The following is a 23,388-nucleotide window of genomic DNA, read 5'->3' on the forward strand; positions in this document are numbered from 1 at the left end:
CCAGATTAAGTTCTGGAATTTTTTGTTGGTTAATCTTTTTATCAATTGCTAAATGATGGATTATACACTATATTATAGTTGTTAATGAATAATATTAAAAGGGGACTTGATATGAAAAAATTGATTACTACGTTTGTACTAAGTTCATTTGTAGTTAGTGGAATTTCAGTACAAGAAGTTAAAGCAGCTGAGATTAATTGGTTTAGTAAATCTGTTTCTTCAAAAGTAAAAGCTGGTACATTTGCACCAAATGGTATGAAAATAGGTCAAAAATTTAGTGCTTATGATGGAAAGAAAAATTATTTTATCAATAAAGAAGCTGGAATTATCTCAACAGAAGGTAGTCAAGCTTATGCATATTTTCAAATGAATAAACCATTAAATAGCAAAAAGATTTCAGTTATTAGAAACCAAGTATGGAAAAATTCTTCTAAGAACAGTATAAGAAAATACTATGGAAAACCATTACTAACAGTCAAAAATTTAAAAGCTGATGATGGATACGCATATGCAGAATTTTACAAAAATTATGCATTGGTATATTTTAGGAATATTGAGTGGAAATCTTATAAATTGGTTGAGATTCATATATTAAATAACCCAAACAAAGATGTAACGAAAAAATGGGCAAAAATTTATAAGGAGTATAGACCGTATTTAAATAATACAAATGCCGTTAAGTAGATCAATATATAGCTGATAAATATTAAAGTATACCAAATAAATCCTGATTCATTGAGCATTTAAAAACAAGAAACGCTGCAAGTTCGGGTAGATATACTCACCCCACTTGCAGCGTTTTTTATAAAATATAATCCACTCGTACACAAGCCTTTCTATTGGTTATACGAGAGGAGAAGAATTAATGGTTTTTCGCTGAATCTATTTAATAATCTACTTTATCACTGTTACTAGCAAAGAGGAAGATATCCGTCACTTTACCTTTTTGATCGAAAGAGAATGATATTTCGCCGTACTTTGTAGGCACAGCTAAGCCTGTAATTTGTGAGTCGTCTGATTGAGTTTTTGTAGCTACCTGACCAAGGTATGCTTTCTCAATTGTCTGTATTGAAATTTTACCTTTTTTAACTGGTAAATATATGCCGATAATTTTTCCGTCTTTTTTAAATGCAACAGTATCGTGTTTTTTCACTAAATATTTCTTATCAAACTTTTTCTTATACTTAAAATCATGATACGCCTTAATTACTGGTTTTAGGTTTGTTTTCCCGAGCTGTGTTGTTACTTTCCATCCATTAATTGTTACATTACTTTGTTTCACAGCATTAATGAAATGTTTATCTGTTACAAATTGATAGCTATCTCCAGTGTAACCGTTCCATTTGTAATAAGGCTTAACTGATTTAGCAGTTGTTGTCTTAGCATCAACGGTTTGCACACCGTTCATAGTCATCAGTAAAGTTGTTGCAATCCCTAAACTTAATATCGCTTTCTTCATTATAAATCCCTCTTTTCTGGCGTTTTTTAAACCCTATAATGTTATTTCTATTTTATTATAATACATTTTTTTACATTATGGAATTATTTATCTATTTGAGTATGCTAGTAAAATTATGTTTAATTTCTTGAAAACAATTTATATTTATAGATATAAGTGATAAATGAGGTGTTCATATGACTGAAAAAAGTTGAATCAAATTTTAGAAAATCAGGAGCGTATTGAAAAACGATTAGAGAATATTGAAATGTTGCTTGTAAATCTTGCAATGTCTTTCGGTGAAGTTGAAGAATACGTTGATGTGTCATTAAAATATGATTTAATTCAGGAAAAATATGCTAATAATCATTTATTTCAAAATTTTTACGTGACTTAGAGGGAGAGATGGATGAAGATCTACCGTTTTAATTGATTGTTATAGAAAATTAACGTAATAAAATATGCTATAATATTTCTATCACTCGTAATTCTTCAGCAAGCGTGACCCGCATTCGTATGATTGCGACCATAAGCTACGTGTAATCGTAGCCGCCCTGGAGTGGAGGATACATTAATTATATAATTATGCCATAATATAGATAAACACCCTTCAATCAGATTGGAGGGTGTTTTGTTTATTATTATTTGTATTAATAATCAAACTTAGCGAGTTCCTCTTCCATTTGTTCTTCAGTGAAGATTCCAGCTTCAATCCAGGATTCATACTTTTGTCTCATAATATCCTTTTCAGACATGCCATTTTGCATGTTCACAGAATCTCTGTAACGCTCAGCAGCATATAATTCGGTCGCTGGTGCCATAGGAATTAATCCTTTATCAACAGCTGATTGGTAAGCTAAAGTCTTTTCTCTTTCACTATAATTATTACTGTAAATAATTGCTTCTAATTGTTGCTGTGATTGAACATTATTAACATCTATTTTAGCAGTTTGAGTGGATTGTATTTCTGTAGATGTTCCTTCAGTACTAATGGCTTCTGTAGTAACAATTTCGCTCGTTGTAATTTCTGTAGTAGATGATTCAGTCGTTGGTTTTTCTGTTGTAGACTTTTCAGTCGTTTCTTTTTTCTTAGTAATTTTCTTTTCAGATATATTAATATTTCCCTTTGAATCTTTATTATGCTCTTTTTCTTTATCAGAACTACATCCAGATAACAAAATAGTAAGTGTAAGTGTAGGTAATAGTATTTTTCGCATATACTGTTCTCTTCTCCTCATTCATAATTAATAGTGTTTTCAACAACTTAAACTGATAGCTGATGGCATACTTTTTATTGTTAAAACTTACTTATGAGCCTCCCAAAAGGGTAAACGATAAAATAATAATATTTATCTTATATTAGCATATTAAAATATTAAAATTAAGGTGTGACCACATTGAACAATAAAGAATACAAAACCTATACAATTTCCAGTGACAATATAACAATTGAATTAACAAATCTCGGCGCAATTATGAAAAGAATTTTAGTTCAATATAATAAAAAAGAAATAGATATTGTTCTTGGATTTGATAAAGAGCAGGATTACTTCGAAAATGATTCAACTTATTTTGGTGCTGTAATTGGTCGTAATGCCAACAGAATAGAAGAGAGTGAGTTTATTTTAGAAGGACACAAGTATCAATTAGAATCAAATGAAGGTGATAATAATCTTCATAGTGGTTCCAGCGGGTTTCATACTAGAATATGGGACGTTGTATCTCATAATGAACATAGCATCACTTTTTCATTACTTAGTCCTCACTTAGATCAAGGATTTCCTGGGAAATTAAAGATGGAAGTAACATACGCACTTATTGACGATAATGCGTTAGAAGTGACTTATAAAGGTCAAAGTGACAGATTAACTGTATTTAATCCGACGAACCATAGTTATTTTAATTTAAATGGGCATGATAGTGGCGACGTTCTACATCACAAGTTATGGCTGAATAGTGATAAATACAGTGAATTAAATGATGAAAGTATTCCAACTGGTAAACAGTTAGAAGTGACGGATACGAACATGGACTTTACTAATTTAAGAATGATTTCAGAAGATAAGTCGGATGAATATGATGATAACTTTATTTTAAATAGTAGTGATATTCATCAGAAAGCTGCAACGCTTATTGGTGATGTTACTGGAATACAAATGGATGTTTATACAAATAGTCCATGTATCCAGCTTTATACGGGAAATGGTCTGGATGATGTACATGGCAAGAATGGTACGGTTTATAACAAACATGCTGGTGTGTGTTTAGAAACACAATTTGAGCCGAATAGTGTAAATTCAAATCATCCACCTTTAATTGATGGTAAGCTAGAATATAAAACGATTTATAAGTTTTCGGGATTTTAATATACAGAGCAAGATTCTGAAATATGAGATGACTTATTATATAACTGAGGTCTAGTTATAAGAGATTTTCAATTGATAATTTAAACAGAAGTTCCAATTAGGACTTCTGTTTTTTGAGTTAAGATACGACAATATGATAAATACGATATCTATTGAGAAACAACAATTTATTACTCATTGGTAGAATTATTATAATACTGTTTAATTGACTATAATATGTTAAAATTAAATTGAATAAAATTTTGTGTATTGGAGATGTTTAGATGAAAAAATATTTATCTATTTTTGTTACACTTACAGTATTATTAACAGGATGCGGTAATCAAGAGGAAACTAAACAAGCAGATTCACCTAAAAAAGAAATGTCTCAAAAGAAAGATGAAAAAAGTAAGGCAGAGCAAGCAAAAGAAAAAATTGAACAAAACAAGAAGAAAGTTAATAGAGAAAAAAGTTCTACTGAAGAATCTATTCAAACACCATCCACTGAATCCCAATCAATAGAACAAAATATCGTAACAACCGAACAGGCAACCCAGGAAGTTGTTACTCAACAACCTGCAACAATAGAGCAATCGCAAAATAATCAACCGACGGAACAACAAAGAATCGATTTCTGTAAAGGTATTCGTGGTGGTATTCCTGAAGCTTGTAGAACACCAGCAATCATTGAAGCAGGGAATAAGAAAGGGGCAATTGAAAGACAGGCAATGACAGATTTAGAATCAGGTTTAATTACTGAAACTGAATATCAACAACGATTACAAGAGGCAACTGAAATTATGAATAAAGCATGGCTTCAGGAATACGGTGTTGATCCATCACAAGGTTAACTTAAATATGTTAGTGAAAGAGATGATAGGAGATTGAATCATCTCTTTTTTTATTGAATTTTTCTATAACCTTAAATTTATCTTAATAATCTTACAGATCTAATATTTATCACAAGGATCATGATATGATGAGCGTATGATTAGGAGGGATATTATGGGATATATTCTAATTATGGTAGGTATTTTTATATGTAGCATGCTCATTTTAGTATTCGCCAAGTTACTGCATTTTTTGATTAAAGAAAGACTAAAGTTACAAACGATTTATACAGCTTTAATGGTAATCGTACTACTGCCATTACTTACAATATTGATTTATAAAGAAATGTGGAATTATTGGTATAGTCCGACTGATGAAGATTCTAAAAGACTGGGTGAAATGGTTGTAAAGACAATTAATAGTCCGGATTATAAGAAGATTGCGCGTGAAGAGACAATTTATGCGATTGAACCTGCTATGTCACGTTTTACACGGCCGAAAGACTCGTATTTATATGAAGTAAATGTCGCGACAGACAAAGATACATATACTTTTTCTTGTGATGAGAATGCATGGGTGAAAGTACCTAAATGCAAGAAGATAAGAGTCGGTAGATGGGGCGGAGTATTTTATTATGAAGATGGTCATACCTTCTTCAAAGGATATAAAGGATTTAAAGATGGAAAGGAGCAATAATAGTCACTATCTGAGGCATATAAATATCCCCAAAATAATCATTCAAAAGTGATTGCTAAAAGATGGATTACATACTACATTACAGTTAAGTGATAATATAAACAAAGGGGGTTAACAGATGAAAAAAGTTTTAGTATCGACACTTGCTGCTGGGTTGTTATTGTCATGTTGTTCTTTTAATGAAGCAAGTGCAGCAACGAAATATAATTTAACATCAAAGACGGTTGTAAATAAGATTAAACATAGTACGTTAGCTCCAAACGGTATTAAAATCGGTAAGAAACTTAAAGAATATCGTTTCAAGAAAGCATATACATTAATGCAATCTACTCATGGAGGTTATTCACCACCAAATCCACCGACAAGATTAATAGATGAAGTAAGTACAGTTGGTGCAACAGGATTTTCAGACTTACAAGAGCATATTTCTTTTGGAAATCGTAAGGTGAAACGTATTGTATTATCAAATTATTATAATACAAATATGAATGCGATCCGTAAGGTCTATAAGAAACCCGTTCTATCAGTTACGAGCAGATCAAATATGGGTGGGATTGATATTGTTCAGGACCATTATAAGTTTGCAACGTTTGTATATACGAAGTTTGATAAGAAACTGATTAGTGTACATTTAAATAACTTTAAAACAACTGCTGAGATTAAGAAATTCAGCAAAGTACTTAAGACCAAAGAATACTATCCAGCAATTAAGAAAAGTGAATGGAAGTAAAGACTGAAGTCCAGATGAAAATCTGGGCTTTTTTTGTGGTAAAAAGTTAAGTCAGTAAGACAAAATTTGTCTGAGAATGAATATATAATTTATTAAGTACATAATACTTAAACAAAATACATAGAGGTGAATGGCAATGAAAAAAATGTTAACAGTTATTCTTGCAGGGTCGATGTTAGTAGGATTAACAGGAACACATGATGCAGAAGCGGGTACAAAATTAAACTTATTAAGCAAGTCGACAATCAGTAAGGCTAAAGCTGGTAAGCTTACTCTAAGTGGTCTTCAATTAGGGAAATCTATTGGATATTACAAAGGTAAGAAAGGATATACAATTAATGATTTAACAAATTCAAAAAATTATAAGTCCGCTGAAGCATTAATATATGGGAAAATGGGCGGTGGTTTTGCTCATTTTACATCACATCGACCAATTAATAAACGATACATTACTCAATTAACGTATTCAGCAATGAAAGGCGAAAAATATAGTCCTACAACGATTCGAAAATACTACGGCAAACCACTTACGACAATGCATTATGGTAGAACATTTGACGGCTCATTAGAATTAACGGTGGATTACTATAAAAACGTTCGATTTCAATATTTGAGAGATGTTGACTACAGAACAGGAAAAGTAAAGTCTGGTTATAAGTTATTTCAAGTTCAGTTAACTAAAAGTCCAACTATGAGTAAAGTAAATGGTTGGAAACGTATTGATAAGAAATATGGGGTGTTCTCTGGAGGACCAATGATTTTACATAAAAGTGAATGGTAGGAGTAAGTAGTGATAATAGATATATTACTTAAAATATCAACTATCAAAATACTATATGAATAAGACAAATTCTGTCATGTGCAACAATTAGAATAAACAAGCAGTGATTATATAAAAGGAGAATGACGATGAAGAAATTATTAGTTTCGAGTGTTGCAGCAAGTTTGTTAGTAAGTGGTTTGGTAGGTACAAATGAAGCGGAAGCAGCAAAAGCGAATATTGATTATTCAAATCCAAGTGTTGCAAAAAAGGCTAAAGCAGGTAAATTATCGATGGACGGTTTTGTCATCGGAGCCAAAGTAGGAACATATTATAAAACAAAAAAATATTATAATGAAGCTGCTCGTAAATTCTGGTTGAAAGAAAATAATGTTTATTGGTTTCATAAAGAATATGATATTGCATTTGCAGATTTTCAGTCTTCCAAGAAAGTTAGCTTAAAAAATAAAAAGATTACAAGAATAGTTGATAAAAATATTGACGAAAAAAGGATTATACCAAGAACAAAGATGTTAAAAGTTTATGGGAAACCATTACGTACGCAGACAACTGTAGCTTCTTATGAAAATGATGACTCAAAAATTGTTGATGTGTATAAGAATATAACTTTCTTTTATACATATAGAGTTGGGTATAATGAAGCACCTAAACTTGAAAGTACTGTAATTTTCCATAACAAAAATAATAAAGATTTAGAGAAGTGGTATTATTATGCTGCAAATGATGCTGGATCAGATGGTAACATGATGAATGAATATATTACATCATCAGAGTGGTCAAGTTACTAATAATTTAAGGAGTTAATTATAATGGATAGACAAATAGTTAGAAAAGAGATAGATAACGCAAAAACTTTAGCGATGGCTGCTGGTGTTGTTGCGATTATTGCGGGTATTATCTGGAGTTTTACGATGGTAGGTTTACTATGGTCATGGCTCGATATAATAGGCGGTATTTTACTAATACGATCAAAAGGTTTTTCTGATGAGAAATTTGCTACAAAATCAAACGGGATTTTAATCTTTGGTTTAATATTTTTAGTAACTAGCCTCTTAGGTGGAATTTTAGCGATACTTGCGTATTTTAAATTAAATTCAGTTAAAAATTATATTCAACCTGAGAATCAACAAACTGATTTTATGAGTCTGGAAAAAGCTTTTGAACTAAAAGAAAAAGGTATAATTTCAGAAGAAGAGTTTGAAAAAGTGAAATCAAAATCATTAGCTTAAATATTAGTAAAACGAGTAATTTTATTTTACTCGTTTTTATTTTGCTCTGAATCGGACAAAAATTGTCATGATGTTCAATTATATTAAATATCATATAATATAGAAAAATACATTTTATGAGGTAACTGGGATGAGCCAGCATTTTGATAATAAGTCATCAGCAATACTAGATTTATATTTCTTGCTGAATAATAATAAATACGTTTCTTTAGAGTATTTAAAACAACGATATGGCAGGGGAGAACGTTCAGTATTACGTTATGTGAAAGGGTTAGAAAACTTTATTAATGCAAGTGAACGTGAGTTAGATGAGCACGCTGATTTAAGTAAGATTGATTATTTAAGACATAAAGGTGCGTATACATTAGTCTCTCCTCAAGTGGATGATCATACTGCGGCGTTATTAAGTATGTTGATTCAGATTAAAAGCTTAACGCCGTATTTGTCTAAAGAAACGATAGAATTTGTTAAGAGTACGTATAAGACACATAATATTAAGCAGCATTATATCCATGCGTTTATGAAAGATTTTGAAATGGATCAGGAAGTGTTCCCGCTACATCTATTAGAAATTCAGGAAATGATAAATAATAACGTTAAGATGAGTGTGACTTATTATGATGAGGTTGGTAATGAGATAACTGAGCGTGGTATCACGCCGATTCGTATTTCATACCAGTATTATCACTTCTATTTACATTATTTCTATAAAGGTGAAGTGAATACCTTAAAGATGATCGACATCATACAGGTGAAGCAATATGGTATGAAGGAAGCGGAAAGAGAATTTGATACGAAATCAAAGCTTATTTTAGAAATTGATGCTTCATATTTTCAGACGTTTAAAGAAGAGAATCCTGTGATTAAGCGTGAGTATTTAAGATTACCAAACGGGAACTATAAAATTGCAGTGAATATGACAGAAGAGGATGTTTATTTTCTGTGTTATCGTGTGTTCCCACGTGTAAAGATATTAGAACCTGTTGAGTATGTAAATTCATTTAAGAACAAGATGAAGGGTCTATATATGATGTATGAGGAAAGTGAGTAACATTTTTTCTAAATAAAACCCGACAGTGCCATCCACTGTCGGGTTTTGTTATGCATTTAGCAATTCATACGCCCCGGCTGTTACTGCCAGGTCATAATATGCGGCGCCAACTGATTTAAAGATGGTTACGCCTTCTGTTTCATTTTTGTCAGTTAAATCTTTTAATAACGTTGCCTGGTTGAAATCGAAATGCCCGTCTTGTTCAGCCTGAATGAATTCTCCTGCTTCATGCTGTGCACCGTGTAAATCATCCAGGACAATTGTGTCAGCGTGCTTGATTGATATTGTATCGATTTCTCGCATTTCAGGTAAGTATGATCCGACACCATTAATGTGTACGCTTGCTTGGAGGTCTTTATGGTCAAAGACACTTTCTTCTGAGCGTGTGGCACAGTTTATGATATCGGCATTTTTAACAGCTTCTGTTACATTCTCGAACACTTGAATGTCACTTGTAACAACAAAGTCTTCAAGCTTTTGTTTAAAGTCTTTCGCTTTCTCATAAGTTCTATTATAGAGATTAATCGTCTTTATATTCCTTACTTCAATAACCCCTAAAACTTTCTTTTCTAATTTTTTCTCCATACATTTCTCCCCTATGTTGTGCATGAAATTAAACAGTACTTAAATCATCTTATTATTAAAAGAATTTTCTAACAATTAAATTTTTAAGAATTATTAGAAAATTAAACTGATATTTCTATGAGGTTATTGCACTTAAAAAGTATTGAAAAAGTGTTAGATAAAAAAGTTATGCAATCGTTTGCAAAAAAATATTGCACTATCAAAAATAATGTGATAATCTTTAGTTGTATTAAATGAAAACGTTTTCCTATAAACTAAACAAAAGGAGATTGACGATGAAGAAAAAGACGTATTTATCGTGGGTAGCATTAATTGTATTAACACTTGTATTAGCGGCTTGTGGTAACTCAGGCTCAGGCGGAGGTACTGCAAAAGATGGAGACAAAACAACAGTAAATGTATTCCAGTTCAAAGTAGAATTCAAACAACAGTTTGAAGATATGGCCAAAAAATACATGGCTGAACATCCTGATGTTCAAATCAATATCGACACTGTTGGTGGTGGTAACGACTACGGTCAAGCTTTAAAAGCAAAAATCGCTTCAAAAAATGAACCAGATATTTTCAATATCGGTGGTCCTGAAGATTTAGAAGTTCACAAAAATCGTTTAGCTGATTTATCAGATATGAAAGCTACTAAAGCAGTAATTAACGAAGATTTATTAGCACCTGTTCAAAAAGATGGCAAATCTTACGGTATCCCAATGAACCAGGAAGGATATGGTTTAATCTACAACAAAGAAATCTTCGAAAAAGCTGGTGTTAAAGCTGAAGATATTAAAACTTTAGATGATCTAGAAAAAGTTGCGGAAAAAATCGATGCTAAAAAATCAGAGTTAAAACTTTCTGGCGTATTCGCTTTACCTGCAAAAGAGAAATGGGTGTTAAGTGACCATGCTTCAAGCATGTTCTTAGCAACTGACTTTGATAATGATATTAAAAAAGCTTCTGAAGCAAAAACGTTAACATTCTCTAAAGCTGATCAATTAAAACAATACTTAGATATTCAAAACAAATATTCAAAACAACCTGTTGCATCTTTAGATTACTCTCAACAAGTTGAAGAATTATTCTCAACTGGTAAAGTTGCAATGATTCAACAAGGTAACTGGGCATATCCTACAGTTGAAGGTGTAAACCCAGAACTTGCGAAAAATATTGGTTTAATCGCAGTTCCAACTGGTGATAAAGAAGTTACAATGCCAGTAGGGGTTGCAAACAACTGGGCAGTTAACAAAAAATCAGATGAAAAAGTTCAAAAAGCAGCAAAAGATTTCTTAGACTGGTTATATACTTCTGAAGAAGGTAAGAAAATCGTTGTAGAAGATTTCAAATTTATTCCTGCTTATAAAGACTATGATACTGATAAGATTGCTGATCCATTATCAAAAGAAATCTACAAATATTCACAAGAGGGTAAAACTTCTGCCTGGGTATTTAAAGGTTATCCAACTGGATACACTGATGACGCTTTAGGTGCTTATTTACAAGATTATTTAACTGGTAAATTAACATTTGATGAAGCAATTAAAAAATCACAAGATGCTTGGGCAAAAGCACGTAAATAAAAACTTAAGGGAGAACGCTTCGGTGGTTCTCCCTTTTTTAAACAAAGGAGTGAGCATATGAAGACGAAAAGTTTAGCTTTCTGGTTATTTTTATTACCTGTATTAGTAGCTTTATTTATGGTAATTATTATTCCGTTTATATATGGTATTTACTATTCATTTACCAATTGGAATGGAGACGTTAGTCAAACACCTGGATTTGTAGGGTTTCAGAACTATGTTGATTTATTAAAAGACGATACATTTATCAATGCATTAATGTTTACATTTAAATATTCGATTGCGGCGATTTTCGTCATTAACTTTATCGGTTTAAGTTTAGCATTAATTGTAACAAGTAAGATTAAATCAAAGAATTTACTAAGAACAGTATTTTTCATGCCCAACTTAATCGGGGGATTAATTCTAGGGTTTATCTGGCAGTTTATCTTTACGAAAGTATTTGCAATGATCGGTGAAGCAATCGGTTCTACTGCGCTGCAAGGTTGGTTAAGTGATACACATACAGGTTTCTGGGGAATGGTCATCCTTTCAACATGGCAAATGGCAGGTTACATTATGATTATCTACATCGCATATTTAGAAAATGTACCAGATGATTTACTGGAAGCGGCGGAAATTGATGGTGCGAATGCTTGGCAACGTTTCAAAAATATTACCTTCCCAATGGTAGCACCTGCATTTACAGTATGTATGTTCTTAACGTTATCAGGTGCATTTAAAATTTATGATCAGAACTTATCTTTAACAAATGGTGGCCCAGGTAACTCAACGAAAATGTTAGCGATGGATATTGTAGATACAGCATTTAAGATGAATCACATGGGTGAAGCACAAGCGAAAGCGGTTGTATTCTTCCTTATCGTAACAGTGATTAGTTTAACGCAAGTATACTATAACAAGAAACGTGAGGTGGAAATGTAATGGCTAAAGTCAGAAGATGGGGATTGGAAATATTAGCAATTATTTTAGGTTTAATTTGGTTATCACCGTTTTACCTGATGATTGTAAATGCTTTTAAGACAAAGTTAGAAATCTTTGATAATACTTTAAAACTTCCGGCAAACGTTACTTTCCAGAATTTTAAAGATGCTTTTGAACAGTTATCTTTTTTACGTACATTCTTTAATTCAGTGCTTGTATCAGTGATAGCAGTAACATTAATTATTATTTTCTCAAGTATGGCAGCATACGCTTTAAATCGTAATAAAAGTAAGGTTTCAGGCATCATATTCTTCTTATTCGTTGCAGCGATGCTGATACCTTTCCAATCAGTAATGATTCCACTTGTTAAGATATTTGGTGATTTACAAAGCTTAAATATCAGTGGATTAATCTTTATGTACTTAGGTTTCGGTGCAAGTTTATCTATTTTCCTATACCACGGTGCATTACAAAGTATCCCGAAATCATTAGATGAAGCAGCTATGATTGATGGTGCAAGTAAATGGCAGGTTTTCTGGTATATCATATTCCCGATGTTAAAACCAATTTCAGTTACAGTAGGTATTTTAAATATTATTTGGATTTGGAATGACTACCTATTACCAAGTTTAGTATTAGGTGCTGGTCAGGAAACGATTCCACTTAAATTATTCTTCTTCTTTGGACAATATACGAAACAGTGGCACTTAGCTTTAGCAGGATTAACTTTATCAATCATACCGGTTATTATCGGTTACTTCTTTGCACAGAAACATATTATTAAAGGCGTATCGGATGGGGCTGTGAAATAGTTGGTAACAATCAAGGATGTAGCTAAAAGAGCGAGTGTATCACCTTCTACTGTATCGCGTGTGATTAGTAATCATAGCGGTATCAGTAGTGAAACAAAGAAGAAAGTACAGAAAGTAATGGACGAAATAGGTTATACACCAAATTTATCTGCACGTTATCTTGTAACGAAACAGACAAAAACAATATTACTCGTGTTAAAGACTGCTTCGATTGAAATGAGACAGAACCCCTTTTTCACTGACGTATTAATCAGTGTTTCAAAGGTCTGTAAAGAGAATGGATATTCAACGATTACGACAACAAGTATCGATGAGCAAGCACTATTTAAAGAAGTTAAGAATTATTTAGATAGTCGTATGATTGACGGTGTTATTTTACTATACTCAAAACAAGACAAAGTAACAGATTATCTAAAGTCAAAATCTTTCCCGTTTGTAGTGATCGGTAAAGCGCTTGATGATAATTATCCTGTTATGTATATCGATAATGATAACGTAAAGGCAAGCGAACAGTTAACGGAATATATGGTAGAACTTGGTCACAAAAACCTACTATTTATTCGTGAACAAGGTGATTATGAGGTAAGTAAAGATAGAGAATGGGGATTCATCAATGTTTGCAGAAAACACGGTATTGATTATGAAGTATTAGAAGGCACGCTTGAATTAAAAGAAGCTGAATCTATATTTAAAGAAATTAATATTGAAAGATTTAGTGGTTTGATTACATCAGACAGTATGATGAATTTGTTAGTATTAAATATACTTTATCAGATGAAAATCAATGTACCTGAAACAATACAGACCGCAACATTTAATGACTCATTTTTAAGTGAAACTGCATGTCCATCACAAACTGTCGTCAATATTTATCCGGAATCACTGGGCAAAGTAGCAGCAACGAATTTAATTGAACTATTATCAGATAAAGCATTTCCAATATATAACGTGATTATTCCTACAACAATAATTGAAAGAAACTCAACACAAATGATTGGAGCGAGCAGATGAATATTACAGTATGGAATGAATATAGACACGAAAAAGAATCAGAAAAAGTGAGACTTCATTATCCAGAAGGGATTCATAAAGTTATTGCAGACTTTCTGGAAGGTGATGTAACGACCGCAACACTTGATATGCCTGAACATGGTTTAACAGAAGAAGTCTTAAATCGAACAGATGTATTAATTTGGTGGGGACATAAAGCACATGATGAAGTCAGTGATGAAATTGTTGAGAAAGTGCATCAAAGAATTTTAGAAGGTATGGGGTTTATTGCCTTGCATAGTGCGCATTTCTCAAAAGTATTTAAGAAACTCATGGGTACAGGCTGTGATTTAAAGTGGAGAGAAGCAGCAGAAAAAGAAAGAATCTGGGTAATCAACCCTGCACATCCTATCGCCGAGGGTCTGCCAGAATACTTTGAACTTGAAGAAGAAGAGATGTACGGTGAACACTTTGATATTCCGGCACCAGATGAATTATTATTCTTAAGTTGGTTTGAAGGTGGAGAAGTATTTAGAAGTGGTGCTACTTTTACACGTGGTAATGGCAAGATTTTCTACTTCAGACCTGGTCATGAAACGTATCCGACATACCATAACGAATATGTTCAAAAAGTCATTAAAAATGCAGTGAATTGGGTGAAACCAACTCAATCAACATATCCAACGTATGGTAATCATCAACCGATAGAATCGTTACAGAAAGGTGAATAATATGGCACAATTAAATGTAGGTATTATTGGAGTAGGTAGCATTGCTACACATAGACATATCCCTGAATATCAGCTTTTAGAAGATGTAAATATCGTTGCATATTGTGATATTGTACAGGAGCGTGCTTCTGAATATGCAGAACAATTTGGTGGCAAAAGTTACGATAACTATAAAGCATTACTACAAGATGATTCAATTGATGCAGTTAGTATCTGTACACCAAACTATTTACATGCTGAGATTGCGATAGAAGCTTTAACAGCTGGAAAGCATGTCTTATGTGAAAAACCGATGTCAACAACGATTGAAGATGCAGAGCGTATGATCGAAGCAGCAACAAACTCAGGAAAACAATTAATGATTGCTCAAAATCAACGATTTACAGAAGCACATGAACTAGCTCGCGAAACACTTTCACAAGGTAAGCTAGGTAAAATTTATTCATTCAAAACAACTTTTGGACATGCTGGTCCAGAGTCATGGAGTGTGGACGGTGCAAATAGCTGGTTCTTTGACAAAAGACGCGCTTTTATTGGAGCTATGGGAGATCTAGGTGTTCATAAAATTGACTTAATGCATTATTTATTGAATGAAACGTTCACTGAAGTTGGTGCTATGATCGAAAGAAGTGAAAAAGAAGGTACTGTTGATGATAATGCAGTCTTTATTTTGAAAACTAAAAGTGGTGCTATAGGAACAATGAGTGCTGCATGGGTGTACAAGGGTGAAGAAGATAACAGTACAATTATTTATGGTGAAAAAGGCATATTAAAACTTAACACAGATTCTGAATTTAACTATATCTTTATTGATGAAGAAGGCAATAAAGAAGCATATAAATTAGGTAAGATACAAACAAATGACGCACAAACGTCAACAGGTACGATAGAGCGATTTATTGAAGCGATTCAAGGTGGTCAACCAGTACCAGTAGATGGGCAGGATGGATTAGCATCATTAAATGTAATCGTAAAAGCTTTACAATCAGCACAAGAGAAAAAAGTGGTGAAGATTTAAATGGAACAAGTAAAGATTGGTATCGTTGGAGCAGGAGGAATCGCAACAGGTAGACACATCCCTACATTCCAGCAGTTCCAGGAAGTTAGTGTAAGTCATATTTATGATATCGATGCTGAGAAAGCAAAGATTGTGGCAACTGAGTTTGGTATAGAACATGTTTGTGATACGTATGAAGAAATGCTTGAAGCAGTAGACGCAGTAATCATTACTACTCCGAACAAGTTTCATGCACCTTATACAATCCAGGCACTCAATCGAGATGTCCATGTGATGTGTGAAAAACCGATGGCATTAACGAGTGAAGAGTGTGATGCGATGATTGAAGCAGAGGAACGTAGTGAAGGCGTATTACATATCGCATATCATTATCGTTTCATGAAAGAAGCAATAGCAGCTAAACAAATCATTGATCAAGGCGGTATCGGTGAACCTCTTGTAATTAACGTTAAAGCAATGCGACGTCGTAAAGTACCTGGTTGGGGAGTGTTTACGAATAAAGATCTGCAAGGTGGCGGTTCATTGATTGATTATGGATGTCATCTACTAGATTTAGCGATGTGGCTAGCAGGAGATATTAAACCTATTGAAGTAAATGGAACGACATATAATCGTTTAAGTAAAGACAACCATGACATCGTCAATGAATGGGGAAATTTTGATGCATCCACTTTTGAAGTAGATGACCATGTTACAGCATATGTTAAGTTTGATAATCAGGCTTCAATGTTATTTGAAACAAGTTGGTCAGCAAATATTGAACATGATGAAGAATTCATTAGTATAGCAGGTACTAAAGGCGGCATTAATGTATTTGATATGAAATATAATACAGCTTCAGAAGGTTTGATGACGACAACCACGATAGATTACGTGCAGGAGAAAAATACTTTCGAGTATTTACAGGCTAGCAATTTTATTAGAACAATCTTGCATGATTCAGTATTAAAAGTGAAATCTGTTGAAGCACGTAACGTATCTAAAATAATTGAAGCAATTTACTTAAGCAGTGCACAAAACAAAGCGATAAAAATTCAAAATAGTTAGGAGAAGATCACGATGAAATTAGGCGTATTCAATCCTTTATTTAATGATTTATCATTTACAGAAATGTTAGATTATGCACATAAAGCAGGTTTAGAAGCGGTTGAAGTAGGAACAGGAGGAAATCCTGGTAGTGCACATATTGATGTAGATTTATTGCTGGCATCAGAAAGTGCACGTGAAGAATATTTAGCAGAATTCTCAAAAAGAGGATTGATGATCAGTGCATTTAGTTGTCACGGTAATCCGATTTCACCAAATGAAGCTGAACGCGTTGATTCAGACAATGCTTTAAGAAAATCAATTAAACTAGCATCATTGATGAATGTTCAAGTTGTGAACTGCTTTAGTGGTACAAGTGGTGCAGATGATAATAGTAAATATCCAAATTGGCCGGTAGTAGCATGGCCAACCGAGTATAAAGATATTTATGAATGGCAATGGGAACAAAAACTTATTCCATATTGGAAAGAAATAGCGGAACTTGCAAAAGAGCATAATGTAAAGATTGGCATTGAGTTACATGGTGGATTCTTAGTGCATTCACCTTATACTATGCTGAAATTACGTGAAGCTACAAATGAATATATTGGTGCAAATTTAGATCCGAGTCATATGTGGTGGCAAGGTATTGATCCCGTAGCAGCAATTAAAATTTTAGGTAAAGAGCATGCGATTCATCATTTCCATGCTAAAGATACATATATTGATCAGGATAATGTCAATATGCATGGTTTGTTAGATATGCAGCCGTATGGAGATGTTCTAACACGCAGCTGGACGTTTAGAAGTGTGGGTTGTGGACATGACAAATTCGTCTGGTCAAATATGATGAGTGCATTAAGAACTTATGGCTATGATTATGTAGTCAGCATTGAACATGAAGATCCATTAATGAGTGTTGATGAAGGTTTTAGCACAGCAGTTAAGAACTTAAAAGAAGTACTAATAAAAGAAACGCCTGCAAACATGTGGTGGGCATAGGAGTGATATCATGGCAAATATTAAATTAGAACATATTAAAAAGACATATCCAGGTGGCAATACAGTCGTTAAAGATTTCAATCTTGAGATCCAGGATAAAGAATTCATCGTATTCGTTGGACCTTCAGGGTGTGGGAAATCAACAACATTAAGAATGATTGCAGGACTTGAAGATATTACTTCAGGTGAATTTACAATTGATGGTGTAAGAATGAATGACGTTGCACCGAAGAATCGTGATATCGCAATGGTATTCCAAAATTATGCGTTATATCCACATATGACGGTATTTGATAATATGGCATTCGGTTTAAAATTAAGAAAATTACCGAAAGATGAGATTAAGCGCCGTGTACATGAAGCAGCTGAAATATTAGGACTTACAGAATATTTAAATCGTAAACCAAAAGCATTATCTGGTGGACAACGTCAAAGGGTTGCACTAGGTCGTGCAATTGTCCGTGATGCAAAAGTGTTCTTAATGGATGAACCATTATCTAACCTGGATGCTAAATTACGTGTCCAAATGAGAGCGGAGATTTCAAAATTACATGAAAGAATTCAGACAACGACTATCTATGTAACACATGACCAGACAGAAGCGTTAACGATGGCATCACGTATTGTCGTATTAAAAGATGGAGATATTATGCAGGTTGGAACACCGCGTGAAGTGTATGATCATCCTGAAAATATATTTGTAGCGGAGTTTATCGGCTCCCCACCAATGAATATCTTTGATGCAACACTTACTGAAAATGGTGTAGTCATTGGTAATAAAACATTTGAAGTTCCAGGTGGTATTATGAAATCATTAAAATCTCGTGGATACGTGGGGAAAAATATCAAATTTGGTATCAGACCAGAAGATATTCATGATGAGACTTTATTTATCAATGCTTCATTAAAAACTTCATTTGATTCAACAGTGACAGTAAGTGAGTTACTTGGTTCTGAAGTGATGATCTATTCTCAATTAGAAGGACAGGAATTTATTTCTAAAGTAGATGCACGTAATGATTTATATGCAGGAGATAAGATTACATTAGCATTTGATATGAACAAAGCACATTTCTTTGATGAAGAAACAACAGAAAGAATTAAAAATGTAAACGAGTAAAAGTGCACGAAGGAGAAAGCGATGAAAAGACAGTGGTGGAAAGAAGCGGTTTGTTATCAGGTTTATCCAAGAAGTTTTAAAGATTCAAATGGAGACGGTATTGGTGATATTAACGGCATTACTGAAAAGTTAGATTACTTAAAAGCATTAGGTATTGATGTCATCTGGGTATCTCCAATTTATGATTCACCAAACGATGATAATGGTTACGATATTAGTGATTATCAAAATATTATGAGTGACTTCGGTACGATGGAAGACTTTGATCGATTATTACAAGAAACGCACCAACGTGGTATGAAACTTATTATGGATCTTGTGGTTAATCATACAAGTGATGAACATCCTTGGTTTATAGAAGCAAAGACATCTGAACACTCAGAGTACAGAGACTGGTATATCTGGCAGGATAGTAAAGATGGAAAAGAACCGAATAACTGGGCAAGTATCTTTGAAGGATCTGCATGGGAATATGACCCGGTATCTGAACAATATTATTTCCATACGTTCAGTAGAAAACAACCCGATTTAAACTGGGATAATCAAGAGATGCGTCATGCAATTTATAATATGATTAACTGGTGGCTGGATAAAGGAATTGACGGGTTCAGAGTAGATGCTATCAGTCATATTAAGAAATCATTTGATAAAGGTGATATTGAAAACCCAGAAGGATTAGAATATGTTCAATCCTTTACAAGACATATGAATCAGCCTGGTATACAGACGTACCTTGAAGAATTAAAGAGAGAAACATTTGAGAAGTACGACATAATGACTGTTGGTGAAGCAAATGGAGTTACAATTGAAGACTCAAATGAGTGGGTTGGAGAAGAAGATGGCAAGTTTAATATGGTCTTCCAGTTCGAACATCTTAAACTTTGGGAGATTCATGACAAGAAACTCAACATCTTAAAATATAAAAATGTATTGAATAACTGGCAAGTTGGACTTCATAACAGAGGATGGAATGCGCTGTTCATAGAAAATCATGATAGACCAAGAATACCCTCTACATGGGGTTCTGAAGACTATCGTATGGAAAGTGCAACTGCTCATGGTGCAGTATACTTCCTTCAGCAAGGAACACCTTTTATTTACCAGGGTCAGGAAATTGGCATGACGAATTATCCGTTTACTGATATTACTGAATTTGATGATGTACATGCGAAAAATATCTATAATATGGATCTTGCTTCCGGTAGAGAATCAGATGACATTATTGCCGACTTGCAACTCAATTCTAGAGATAATTCAAGAACACCGATGCAATGGGACAATAGTGAAAATGCTGGATTTACAGAAGGTACACCATGGATGAAAGTTAATCCGAACTATACTATGATTAACGTGCAGGAAGAAGAAAGAAATGAGCATTCAGTATTAAACTTTTACAAAAAAATGATTCAGTTTAAAAAATCACATGATATCGTTACTTACGGTGACTTCAAATTAGTTTATGCAGAAAATGAACATGTATTTGCATATCTGCGAACGTTAGATAATGAAAAGTTATATGTTATAGGAAATTTATCTGATCAGGAAGTGACATTACAATCAGAAAATATTCAGTATAACTCAGAAGATATCGTATTAAATAACTATGCAATTGAAGCACACAATGACACATCATTATCATTGAAACCATTCGAAACAAGAGTATATTATGTGAAATAAAGAAAATCCCTTGAGTTTTCAAGGGATTTTTACTATATATTATAAAAGTTATTCACCCTTCTTATGCTCATTCACCTTACTACCTTTATTCTCAGCAATCTCTTTAGCACGGGCAACTGCCTCTTTTTTCGTATCGAATGTTTGAGATGCACGTTTAGAACCTTTTGTCTTCACTTTCCATGATTCATCTTCGTAATACACTTCAACATCATTATCCATTAAATCAACATTCACTGAATCGTCTTTTTTATGCTGAGTGATCTTTTTATTTTTTAATTCATCCAGTTCGTCTTTTGTCGCATCTTTATACCAGTCTTGAGCTTGTTTCGTGGCGATAGGGATTAAATCTTCTTCTTTGTAACCTTGTTTCAACATTGCGTTACCGATATCGATGGCTTTCTTACGCTCGAGTTCATCAAAGTTCTTCCAGCTATTAGGATAATCTTTCATTGTCCACATGTCGAAACCTCCCAAAAATTATATTCAATTTATATATAACCTGTAATAAATTTCTTAAGCACTTAATATTAAAAAAATTTATTTTACTAACAAATATAGTTATATATTATTATGATGATCTCACGAAAGAATGCAGTTCTATTATCTTTAAGATGAGGTTTAATATCTGATAAAATAAATAAAAGGAGTGATAATGTGATCACAGTAAATATTTATTATACAGGAATTAACGGCAATGCACGAAAGTTTGCTGAGGAAATGAAGCGTACAGGGATAGTAGACAGAATTAAAGCACAACCAGGGAATACGCGTTATGAATATTTTATACCAGTTGATGATCCTGAAACAATCTTATTAATTGATAGCTGGGAGAATCAAGAAGCAATTGATAAACATCATGCTTCTGAAATGATGGCAGAAATAACAGAGCTGCGAGAGAAATATGATTTACGTATGAAAGTAGAGCGCTATGTATCGGATGAATTAGGAGAGCGTGATGCGAAGTTTATAAGAGAGTAGACCTTCCTTTATTGGGAGGGTTTTTGTATATAAATTAAATAAGTATATTAAATATTTAATTAATTTATATTAATCTAATGATATACTTAAGATATAGAATAATACCTATAATTTAATAAATTACTATATAATGGGAGCGTATATTATGATGAAAAGAAACTTAACAATTGGTGCTATGATTATTCCAACCTTATTATTAGCTGCGTGTAATACAGAGAAAAAAGAAGAAACGGTTAAAACAGAAGAACAATCAACTGATAAAAAATCTGCAAATAAAACTGATAATAAGACATCAACAGCAACTGAAGAAAAACAAGATGACATTAAGAGTTCGATTGATACAGAAGCATTAAAGAATATAGATACACTCTCAGACGATTTTAAAAATGAGTTTGAAAGTAATAACCAGATTGGATATAAAGGATTAGTTAAAGGTTTAACTTTTAAAGAAGTTAAAGCTGCAATGGGTGATTTTGAAATTAAGAATCTTTATTACAAAAATCATGGTGTCGTATTTCAAGAATATCCTAACATAGAAATTATTTTTGGTGATGGTTCAGAAGGTGTACCAAGTGATAATGAAAAAATATCAACAATTTACTTTAATCAAAATGGTACATTAATTCCCATGGAAGATATAGAGCCAGTATGGGGAACACCTAAGCATACTGGTTTTTGGGTTGGTGGCATATTCTTAAAGTATTATGAAAATCCAGATGGTACCTATACGGAAGTTGAAATCGGCAGAGGAGAATACTCAGGCGTACGAAAGTTGACTAAAGAACAATATATCGAAGCATTACGTTCAAGTTATACAGTTAGTGATACAGATTTAACATTAAATGTAATGCATCGTAATGTTGCAGAAGGATTGATCAGTAACTTCTTTAGTATTGAGAATGTAAAAGTAGGTAGCGATGCGTCTGCAGTTACTGAATTAATCGGAAATGGCAGTAAAGAAATTGGTAAATACTCGGTTGATGAAGATGGAGACATAGTAACGAAGGTTGCTATGGATATTAGTGGAGATAAAATCAATATTGAACAATTACGTGAGTTCTGGGGAAGCAAATATACTGAAGAGAAAGACGGCGATCAAATCGTAACGATATATGACGTTCAACCTGATGACGGATATGTTACGAAAGCGATAAGTGATAGCAACGGTATCGTTCAGGAAGTAGGAGTATATTCAGATGACTACTCAGAAAGTTCTAGTGATTCTTCAGGAGATGCAAGTAGTTCTGAAAATGTTGTAGATGATGCCAATATCGACATGGTAGATGGTATAGCGCATTATAATCTTCCGGATATTACGACATTTAAATTTGGATATCAATTTTGTACCAATAATTTTGAAATATTAGGTTATAAAGTCGGTGACGATGCGGGAGATTTAATTGAACAGTTAGGTGACACAGTAGAGGAGAAAGCAGGAAGAAGCGGCAGCCATACTTATGTATACGATAACTTTGAAGTATCGATTAAAGATGGCAAAGTATTTAGCTATATTATGCAACCGACGGATCAATATCCTGAATTCGTGAGTCTTGCAGGACAATGGGATTCTTCACCTGATTTTGAAGATGAGCATCACATCCGTTTTGATAATAATAAGACGAATGGATTCTATGTAGAAGTTTACGACAACGGTGAAGGGTTAGTAAATGGTATTGCGATATTTGGTGAGAATTATAGTGGTAGATAAAAACACTTTATTATCACATGGACGTTAATTGTATACAAATAATTGTAATTATATTATACTCAAATTAGGGAATAAACATTATCCCTATACAACGTTTTACATTGGGAGATGGTATAAAAATGTATGAGAAAATAATTGATAACGAGTC

The 23,388-nt window shown here is 33.1% G+C and carries 26 protein-coding genes; 22 read left to right on the forward strand and 4 right to left on the reverse strand.

Annotated features, from left to right (window positions below; translation table 11 throughout):
• Window positions 1-111 precede the first annotated feature (111 nt).
• Complete coding sequence (locus BHU61_RS00305; protein WP_111714090.1) at window positions 112-684, forward strand: hypothetical protein; 573 nt, start codon at window positions 112-114, stop codon at window positions 682-684.
• Between the two features lie 202 nt (window positions 685-886).
• Here the strand turns inward: BHU61_RS00305 and isaB are convergent, their stop codons facing one another.
• Complete coding sequence (isaB, locus tag BHU61_RS00310) at window positions 887-1,459, reverse strand: immunodominant staphylococcal antigen IsaB family protein (protein WP_111714091.1); 573 nt, start codon at window positions 1,457-1,459, stop codon at window positions 887-889.
• A gap of 190 nt (window positions 1,460-1,649) precedes the next feature.
• Between isaB and BHU61_RS00315 the strand changes: the two genes are divergently transcribed.
• Window positions 1,650-1,835 carry a hypothetical protein gene (locus BHU61_RS00315; protein WP_111714092.1) on the forward strand — a complete coding sequence of 62 codons (186 nt, stop codon included), beginning with the start codon at window positions 1,650-1,652 and terminating at the stop codon, window positions 1,833-1,835.
• A 253-nt stretch (window positions 1,836-2,088) separates the two neighbouring features.
• Here the strand turns inward: BHU61_RS00315 and BHU61_RS00320 are convergent, their stop codons facing one another.
• Complete coding sequence (locus tag BHU61_RS00320; RefSeq protein WP_111714093.1) at window positions 2,089-2,655, reverse strand: hypothetical protein; 567 nt, start codon at window positions 2,653-2,655, stop codon at window positions 2,089-2,091.
• 180 nt (window positions 2,656-2,835) lie between these two features.
• On the opposite strand from BHU61_RS00320, the gene BHU61_RS00325 reads away from it, so the two are divergent.
• The 8 genes from BHU61_RS00325 to BHU61_RS00360 all read left to right on the forward strand — a co-directional run bounded on the left by BHU61_RS00325 (window position 2,836) and on the right by BHU61_RS00360 (window position 9,101).
• Window positions 2,836-3,804 carry an aldose epimerase family protein gene (locus BHU61_RS00325; protein ID WP_170122413.1) on the forward strand — a complete coding sequence of 323 codons (969 nt, stop codon included), beginning with the start codon at window positions 2,836-2,838 and terminating at the stop codon, window positions 3,802-3,804.
• Between the two features lie 263 nt (window positions 3,805-4,067).
• Window positions 4,068-4,634, forward strand: a complete 567-nt coding sequence (locus BHU61_RS00330; protein WP_111714095.1) for a hypothetical protein — start codon at window positions 4,068-4,070, stop codon at window positions 4,632-4,634.
• Between the two features lie 154 nt (window positions 4,635-4,788).
• Window positions 4,789-5,310 (forward strand): hypothetical protein, encoded by a 522-nt coding sequence (locus tag BHU61_RS00335; protein ID WP_111714096.1) that lies wholly within the window; start codon window positions 4,789-4,791, stop codon window positions 5,308-5,310.
• 118 nt (window positions 5,311-5,428) lie between these two features.
• Complete coding sequence (locus tag BHU61_RS00340; RefSeq protein ID WP_111714097.1) at window positions 5,429-6,040, forward strand: hypothetical protein; 612 nt, start codon at window positions 5,429-5,431, stop codon at window positions 6,038-6,040.
• A 136-nt stretch (window positions 6,041-6,176) separates the two neighbouring features.
• On the forward strand, window positions 6,177-6,821 hold the full coding sequence (locus tag BHU61_RS00345; protein WP_111714098.1) for a hypothetical protein: 645 nt from the start codon (window positions 6,177-6,179) through the stop codon (window positions 6,819-6,821).
• A gap of 128 nt (window positions 6,822-6,949) precedes the next feature.
• The gene (locus BHU61_RS00350) at window positions 6,950-7,609 is read left to right on the forward strand and encodes a hypothetical protein (RefSeq protein ID WP_111714099.1); all 660 of its coding nucleotides are present in this window, start codon (window positions 6,950-6,952) and stop codon (window positions 7,607-7,609) included.
• A 21-nt stretch (window positions 7,610-7,630) separates the two neighbouring features.
• On the forward strand, window positions 7,631-8,050 hold the full coding sequence (locus BHU61_RS00355; RefSeq protein WP_111714100.1) for an SHOCT domain-containing protein: 420 nt from the start codon (window positions 7,631-7,633) through the stop codon (window positions 8,048-8,050).
• Window positions 8,051-8,180: 130 nt separating this feature from the next.
• Window positions 8,181-9,101 carry a WYL domain-containing protein gene (locus tag BHU61_RS00360; RefSeq protein WP_111714101.1) on the forward strand — a complete coding sequence of 307 codons (921 nt, stop codon included), beginning with the start codon at window positions 8,181-8,183 and terminating at the stop codon, window positions 9,099-9,101.
• A gap of 48 nt (window positions 9,102-9,149) precedes the next feature.
• Here BHU61_RS00360 and BHU61_RS00365 read toward each other — a convergent pair whose 3' ends face one another.
• Entirely contained in the window at window positions 9,150-9,686 is a 537-nt protein-coding gene (locus tag BHU61_RS00365) for a hypothetical protein (RefSeq protein WP_170122414.1), read from the reverse strand.
• A 275-nt stretch (window positions 9,687-9,961) separates the two neighbouring features.
• On the opposite strand from BHU61_RS00365, the gene BHU61_RS00370 reads away from it, so the two are divergent.
• From BHU61_RS00370 to BHU61_RS00415, 10 genes are read left to right on the forward strand one after another with little or no spacing between them, the layout of a single operon-like run.
• The gene (locus BHU61_RS00370) at window positions 9,962-11,254 is read left to right on the forward strand and encodes an ABC transporter substrate-binding protein (protein WP_111714103.1); all 1,293 of its coding nucleotides are present in this window, start codon (window positions 9,962-9,964) and stop codon (window positions 11,252-11,254) included.
• 57 nt (window positions 11,255-11,311) lie between these two features.
• Entirely contained in the window at window positions 11,312-12,178 is an 867-nt protein-coding gene (locus tag BHU61_RS00375; protein WP_099581315.1) for a carbohydrate ABC transporter permease, read from the forward strand.
• A complete protein-coding gene (locus tag BHU61_RS00380) occupies window positions 12,178-12,990 on the forward strand; it encodes a carbohydrate ABC transporter permease (RefSeq protein ID WP_099581313.1) in 813 nt (270 codons plus the stop codon). Before BHU61_RS00375 ends, BHU61_RS00380 begins: the two co-directional genes overlap by 1 nt.
• On the forward strand, window positions 12,991-14,001 hold the full coding sequence (locus BHU61_RS00385) for a LacI family DNA-binding transcriptional regulator (protein ID WP_111714104.1): 1,011 nt from the start codon (window positions 12,991-12,993) through the stop codon (window positions 13,999-14,001).
• Complete coding sequence (locus tag BHU61_RS00390) at window positions 13,998-14,711, forward strand: ThuA domain-containing protein (RefSeq protein WP_111714105.1); 714 nt, start codon at window positions 13,998-14,000, stop codon at window positions 14,709-14,711. Before BHU61_RS00385 ends, BHU61_RS00390 begins: the two co-directional genes overlap by 4 nt.
• Window position 14,712: 1 nt before the next feature.
• Complete coding sequence (locus tag BHU61_RS00395) at window positions 14,713-15,729, forward strand: Gfo/Idh/MocA family protein (RefSeq protein WP_111714106.1); 1,017 nt, start codon at window positions 14,713-14,715, stop codon at window positions 15,727-15,729.
• Complete coding sequence (locus tag BHU61_RS00400; protein WP_111714107.1) at window positions 15,730-16,776, forward strand: Gfo/Idh/MocA family protein; 1,047 nt, start codon at window positions 15,730-15,732, stop codon at window positions 16,774-16,776.
• Between the two features lie 12 nt (window positions 16,777-16,788).
• Window positions 16,789-17,757 (forward strand): sugar phosphate isomerase/epimerase family protein, encoded by a 969-nt coding sequence (locus tag BHU61_RS00405; protein WP_111714108.1) that lies wholly within the window; start codon window positions 16,789-16,791, stop codon window positions 17,755-17,757.
• Window positions 17,758-17,767: 10 nt separating this feature from the next.
• Window positions 17,768-18,877: an ABC transporter ATP-binding protein gene (locus BHU61_RS00410; RefSeq protein ID WP_111714109.1), complete on the forward strand. Its 1,110-nt coding sequence runs from the start codon at window positions 17,768-17,770 to the stop codon at window positions 18,875-18,877.
• Between the two features lie 21 nt (window positions 18,878-18,898).
• Window positions 18,899-20,554: a glycoside hydrolase family 13 protein gene (locus BHU61_RS00415; protein ID WP_111714110.1), complete on the forward strand. Its 1,656-nt coding sequence runs from the start codon at window positions 18,899-18,901 to the stop codon at window positions 20,552-20,554.
• 48 nt (window positions 20,555-20,602) lie between these two features.
• On the opposite strand, the gene BHU61_RS00420 is transcribed toward BHU61_RS00415, so the two are convergent.
• The gene (locus tag BHU61_RS00420; RefSeq protein ID WP_111714111.1) at window positions 20,603-21,013 is read right to left on the reverse strand and encodes a DUF2188 domain-containing protein; all 411 of its coding nucleotides are present in this window, start codon (window positions 21,011-21,013) and stop codon (window positions 20,603-20,605) included.
• A gap of 195 nt (window positions 21,014-21,208) precedes the next feature.
• Here BHU61_RS00420 and BHU61_RS00425 point away from each other — a divergent pair, with 195 nt between their 5' ends.
• Both BHU61_RS00425 and BHU61_RS00430 read left to right on the forward strand, forming a co-directional pair.
• The gene (locus tag BHU61_RS00425; protein ID WP_111714112.1) at window positions 21,209-21,532 is read left to right on the forward strand and encodes an antibiotic biosynthesis monooxygenase family protein; all 324 of its coding nucleotides are present in this window, start codon (window positions 21,209-21,211) and stop codon (window positions 21,530-21,532) included.
• Between the two features lie 145 nt (window positions 21,533-21,677).
• Window positions 21,678-23,240, forward strand: coding sequence for a hypothetical protein (locus tag BHU61_RS00430; RefSeq protein WP_111714113.1), 1,563 nt, complete (start codon window positions 21,678-21,680; stop codon window positions 23,238-23,240).
• Window positions 23,241-23,388 lie beyond the last annotated feature (148 nt).

It is taken from the genome of Macrococcus epidermidis, from assembly GCF_003259695.1.
GTDB lineage: Bacteria > Bacillota > Bacilli > Staphylococcales > Staphylococcaceae > Macrococcoides > Macrococcoides epidermidis.

Bases quoted from the DNA above. Each gene is read 5' to 3' on its own strand.
- BHU61_RS00405 (WP_111714108.1), top strand. From the start codon at position 16,789: ATGAAATTAGGCGTATTCAATCCTTTATTTAATGATTTATCATTTACA.
- BHU61_RS00415 (WP_111714110.1), top strand. From the start codon at position 18,899: ATGAAAAGACAGTGGTGGAAAGAAGCGGTTTGTTATCAGGTTTATCCA.
- BHU61_RS00335 (WP_111714096.1), top strand. From the start codon at position 4,789: ATGGGATATATTCTAATTATGGTAGGTATTTTTATATGTAGCATGCTC.
- BHU61_RS00360 (WP_111714101.1), top strand. From the start codon at position 8,181: ATGAGCCAGCATTTTGATAATAAGTCATCAGCAATACTAGATTTATAT.
- BHU61_RS00370 (WP_111714103.1), top strand. From the start codon at position 9,962: ATGAAGAAAAAGACGTATTTATCGTGGGTAGCATTAATTGTATTAACA.
- BHU61_RS00350 (WP_111714099.1), top strand. From the start codon at position 6,950: ATGAAGAAATTATTAGTTTCGAGTGTTGCAGCAAGTTTGTTAGTAAGT.
- BHU61_RS00410 (WP_111714109.1), top strand. From the start codon at position 17,768: ATGGCAAATATTAAATTAGAACATATTAAAAAGACATATCCAGGTGGC.
- BHU61_RS00420 (WP_111714111.1), bottom strand. From the start codon at position 21,013: ATGTGGACAATGAAAGATTATCCTAATAGCTGGAAGAACTTTGATGAA.
- BHU61_RS00340 (WP_111714097.1), top strand. From the start codon at position 5,429: ATGAAAAAAGTTTTAGTATCGACACTTGCTGCTGGGTTGTTATTGTCA.
- BHU61_RS00395 (WP_111714106.1), top strand. From the start codon at position 14,713: ATGGCACAATTAAATGTAGGTATTATTGGAGTAGGTAGCATTGCTACA.
- BHU61_RS00375 (WP_099581315.1), top strand. From the start codon at position 11,312: ATGAAGACGAAAAGTTTAGCTTTCTGGTTATTTTTATTACCTGTATTA.
- BHU61_RS00330 (WP_111714095.1), top strand. From the start codon at position 4,068: ATGAAAAAATATTTATCTATTTTTGTTACACTTACAGTATTATTAACA.
- BHU61_RS00380 (WP_099581313.1), top strand. From the start codon at position 12,178: ATGGCTAAAGTCAGAAGATGGGGATTGGAAATATTAGCAATTATTTTA.
- BHU61_RS00320 (WP_111714093.1), bottom strand. From the start codon at position 2,655: ATGCGAAAAATACTATTACCTACACTTACACTTACTATTTTGTTATCT.
- BHU61_RS00430 (WP_111714113.1), top strand. From the start codon at position 21,678: ATGATGAAAAGAAACTTAACAATTGGTGCTATGATTATTCCAACCTTA.
- BHU61_RS00390 (WP_111714105.1), top strand. From the start codon at position 13,998: ATGAATATTACAGTATGGAATGAATATAGACACGAAAAAGAATCAGAA.
- BHU61_RS00400 (WP_111714107.1), top strand. From the start codon at position 15,730: ATGGAACAAGTAAAGATTGGTATCGTTGGAGCAGGAGGAATCGCAACA.
- BHU61_RS00345 (WP_111714098.1), top strand. From the start codon at position 6,177: ATGAAAAAAATGTTAACAGTTATTCTTGCAGGGTCGATGTTAGTAGGA.
- isaB (WP_111714091.1), bottom strand. From the start codon at position 1,459: ATGAAGAAAGCGATATTAAGTTTAGGGATTGCAACAACTTTACTGATG.
- BHU61_RS00355 (WP_111714100.1), top strand. From the start codon at position 7,631: ATGGATAGACAAATAGTTAGAAAAGAGATAGATAACGCAAAAACTTTA.
- BHU61_RS00305 (WP_111714090.1), top strand. From the start codon at position 112: ATGAAAAAATTGATTACTACGTTTGTACTAAGTTCATTTGTAGTTAGT.
- BHU61_RS00365 (WP_170122414.1), bottom strand. From the start codon at position 9,686: ATGGAGAAAAAATTAGAAAAGAAAGTTTTAGGGGTTATTGAAGTAAGG.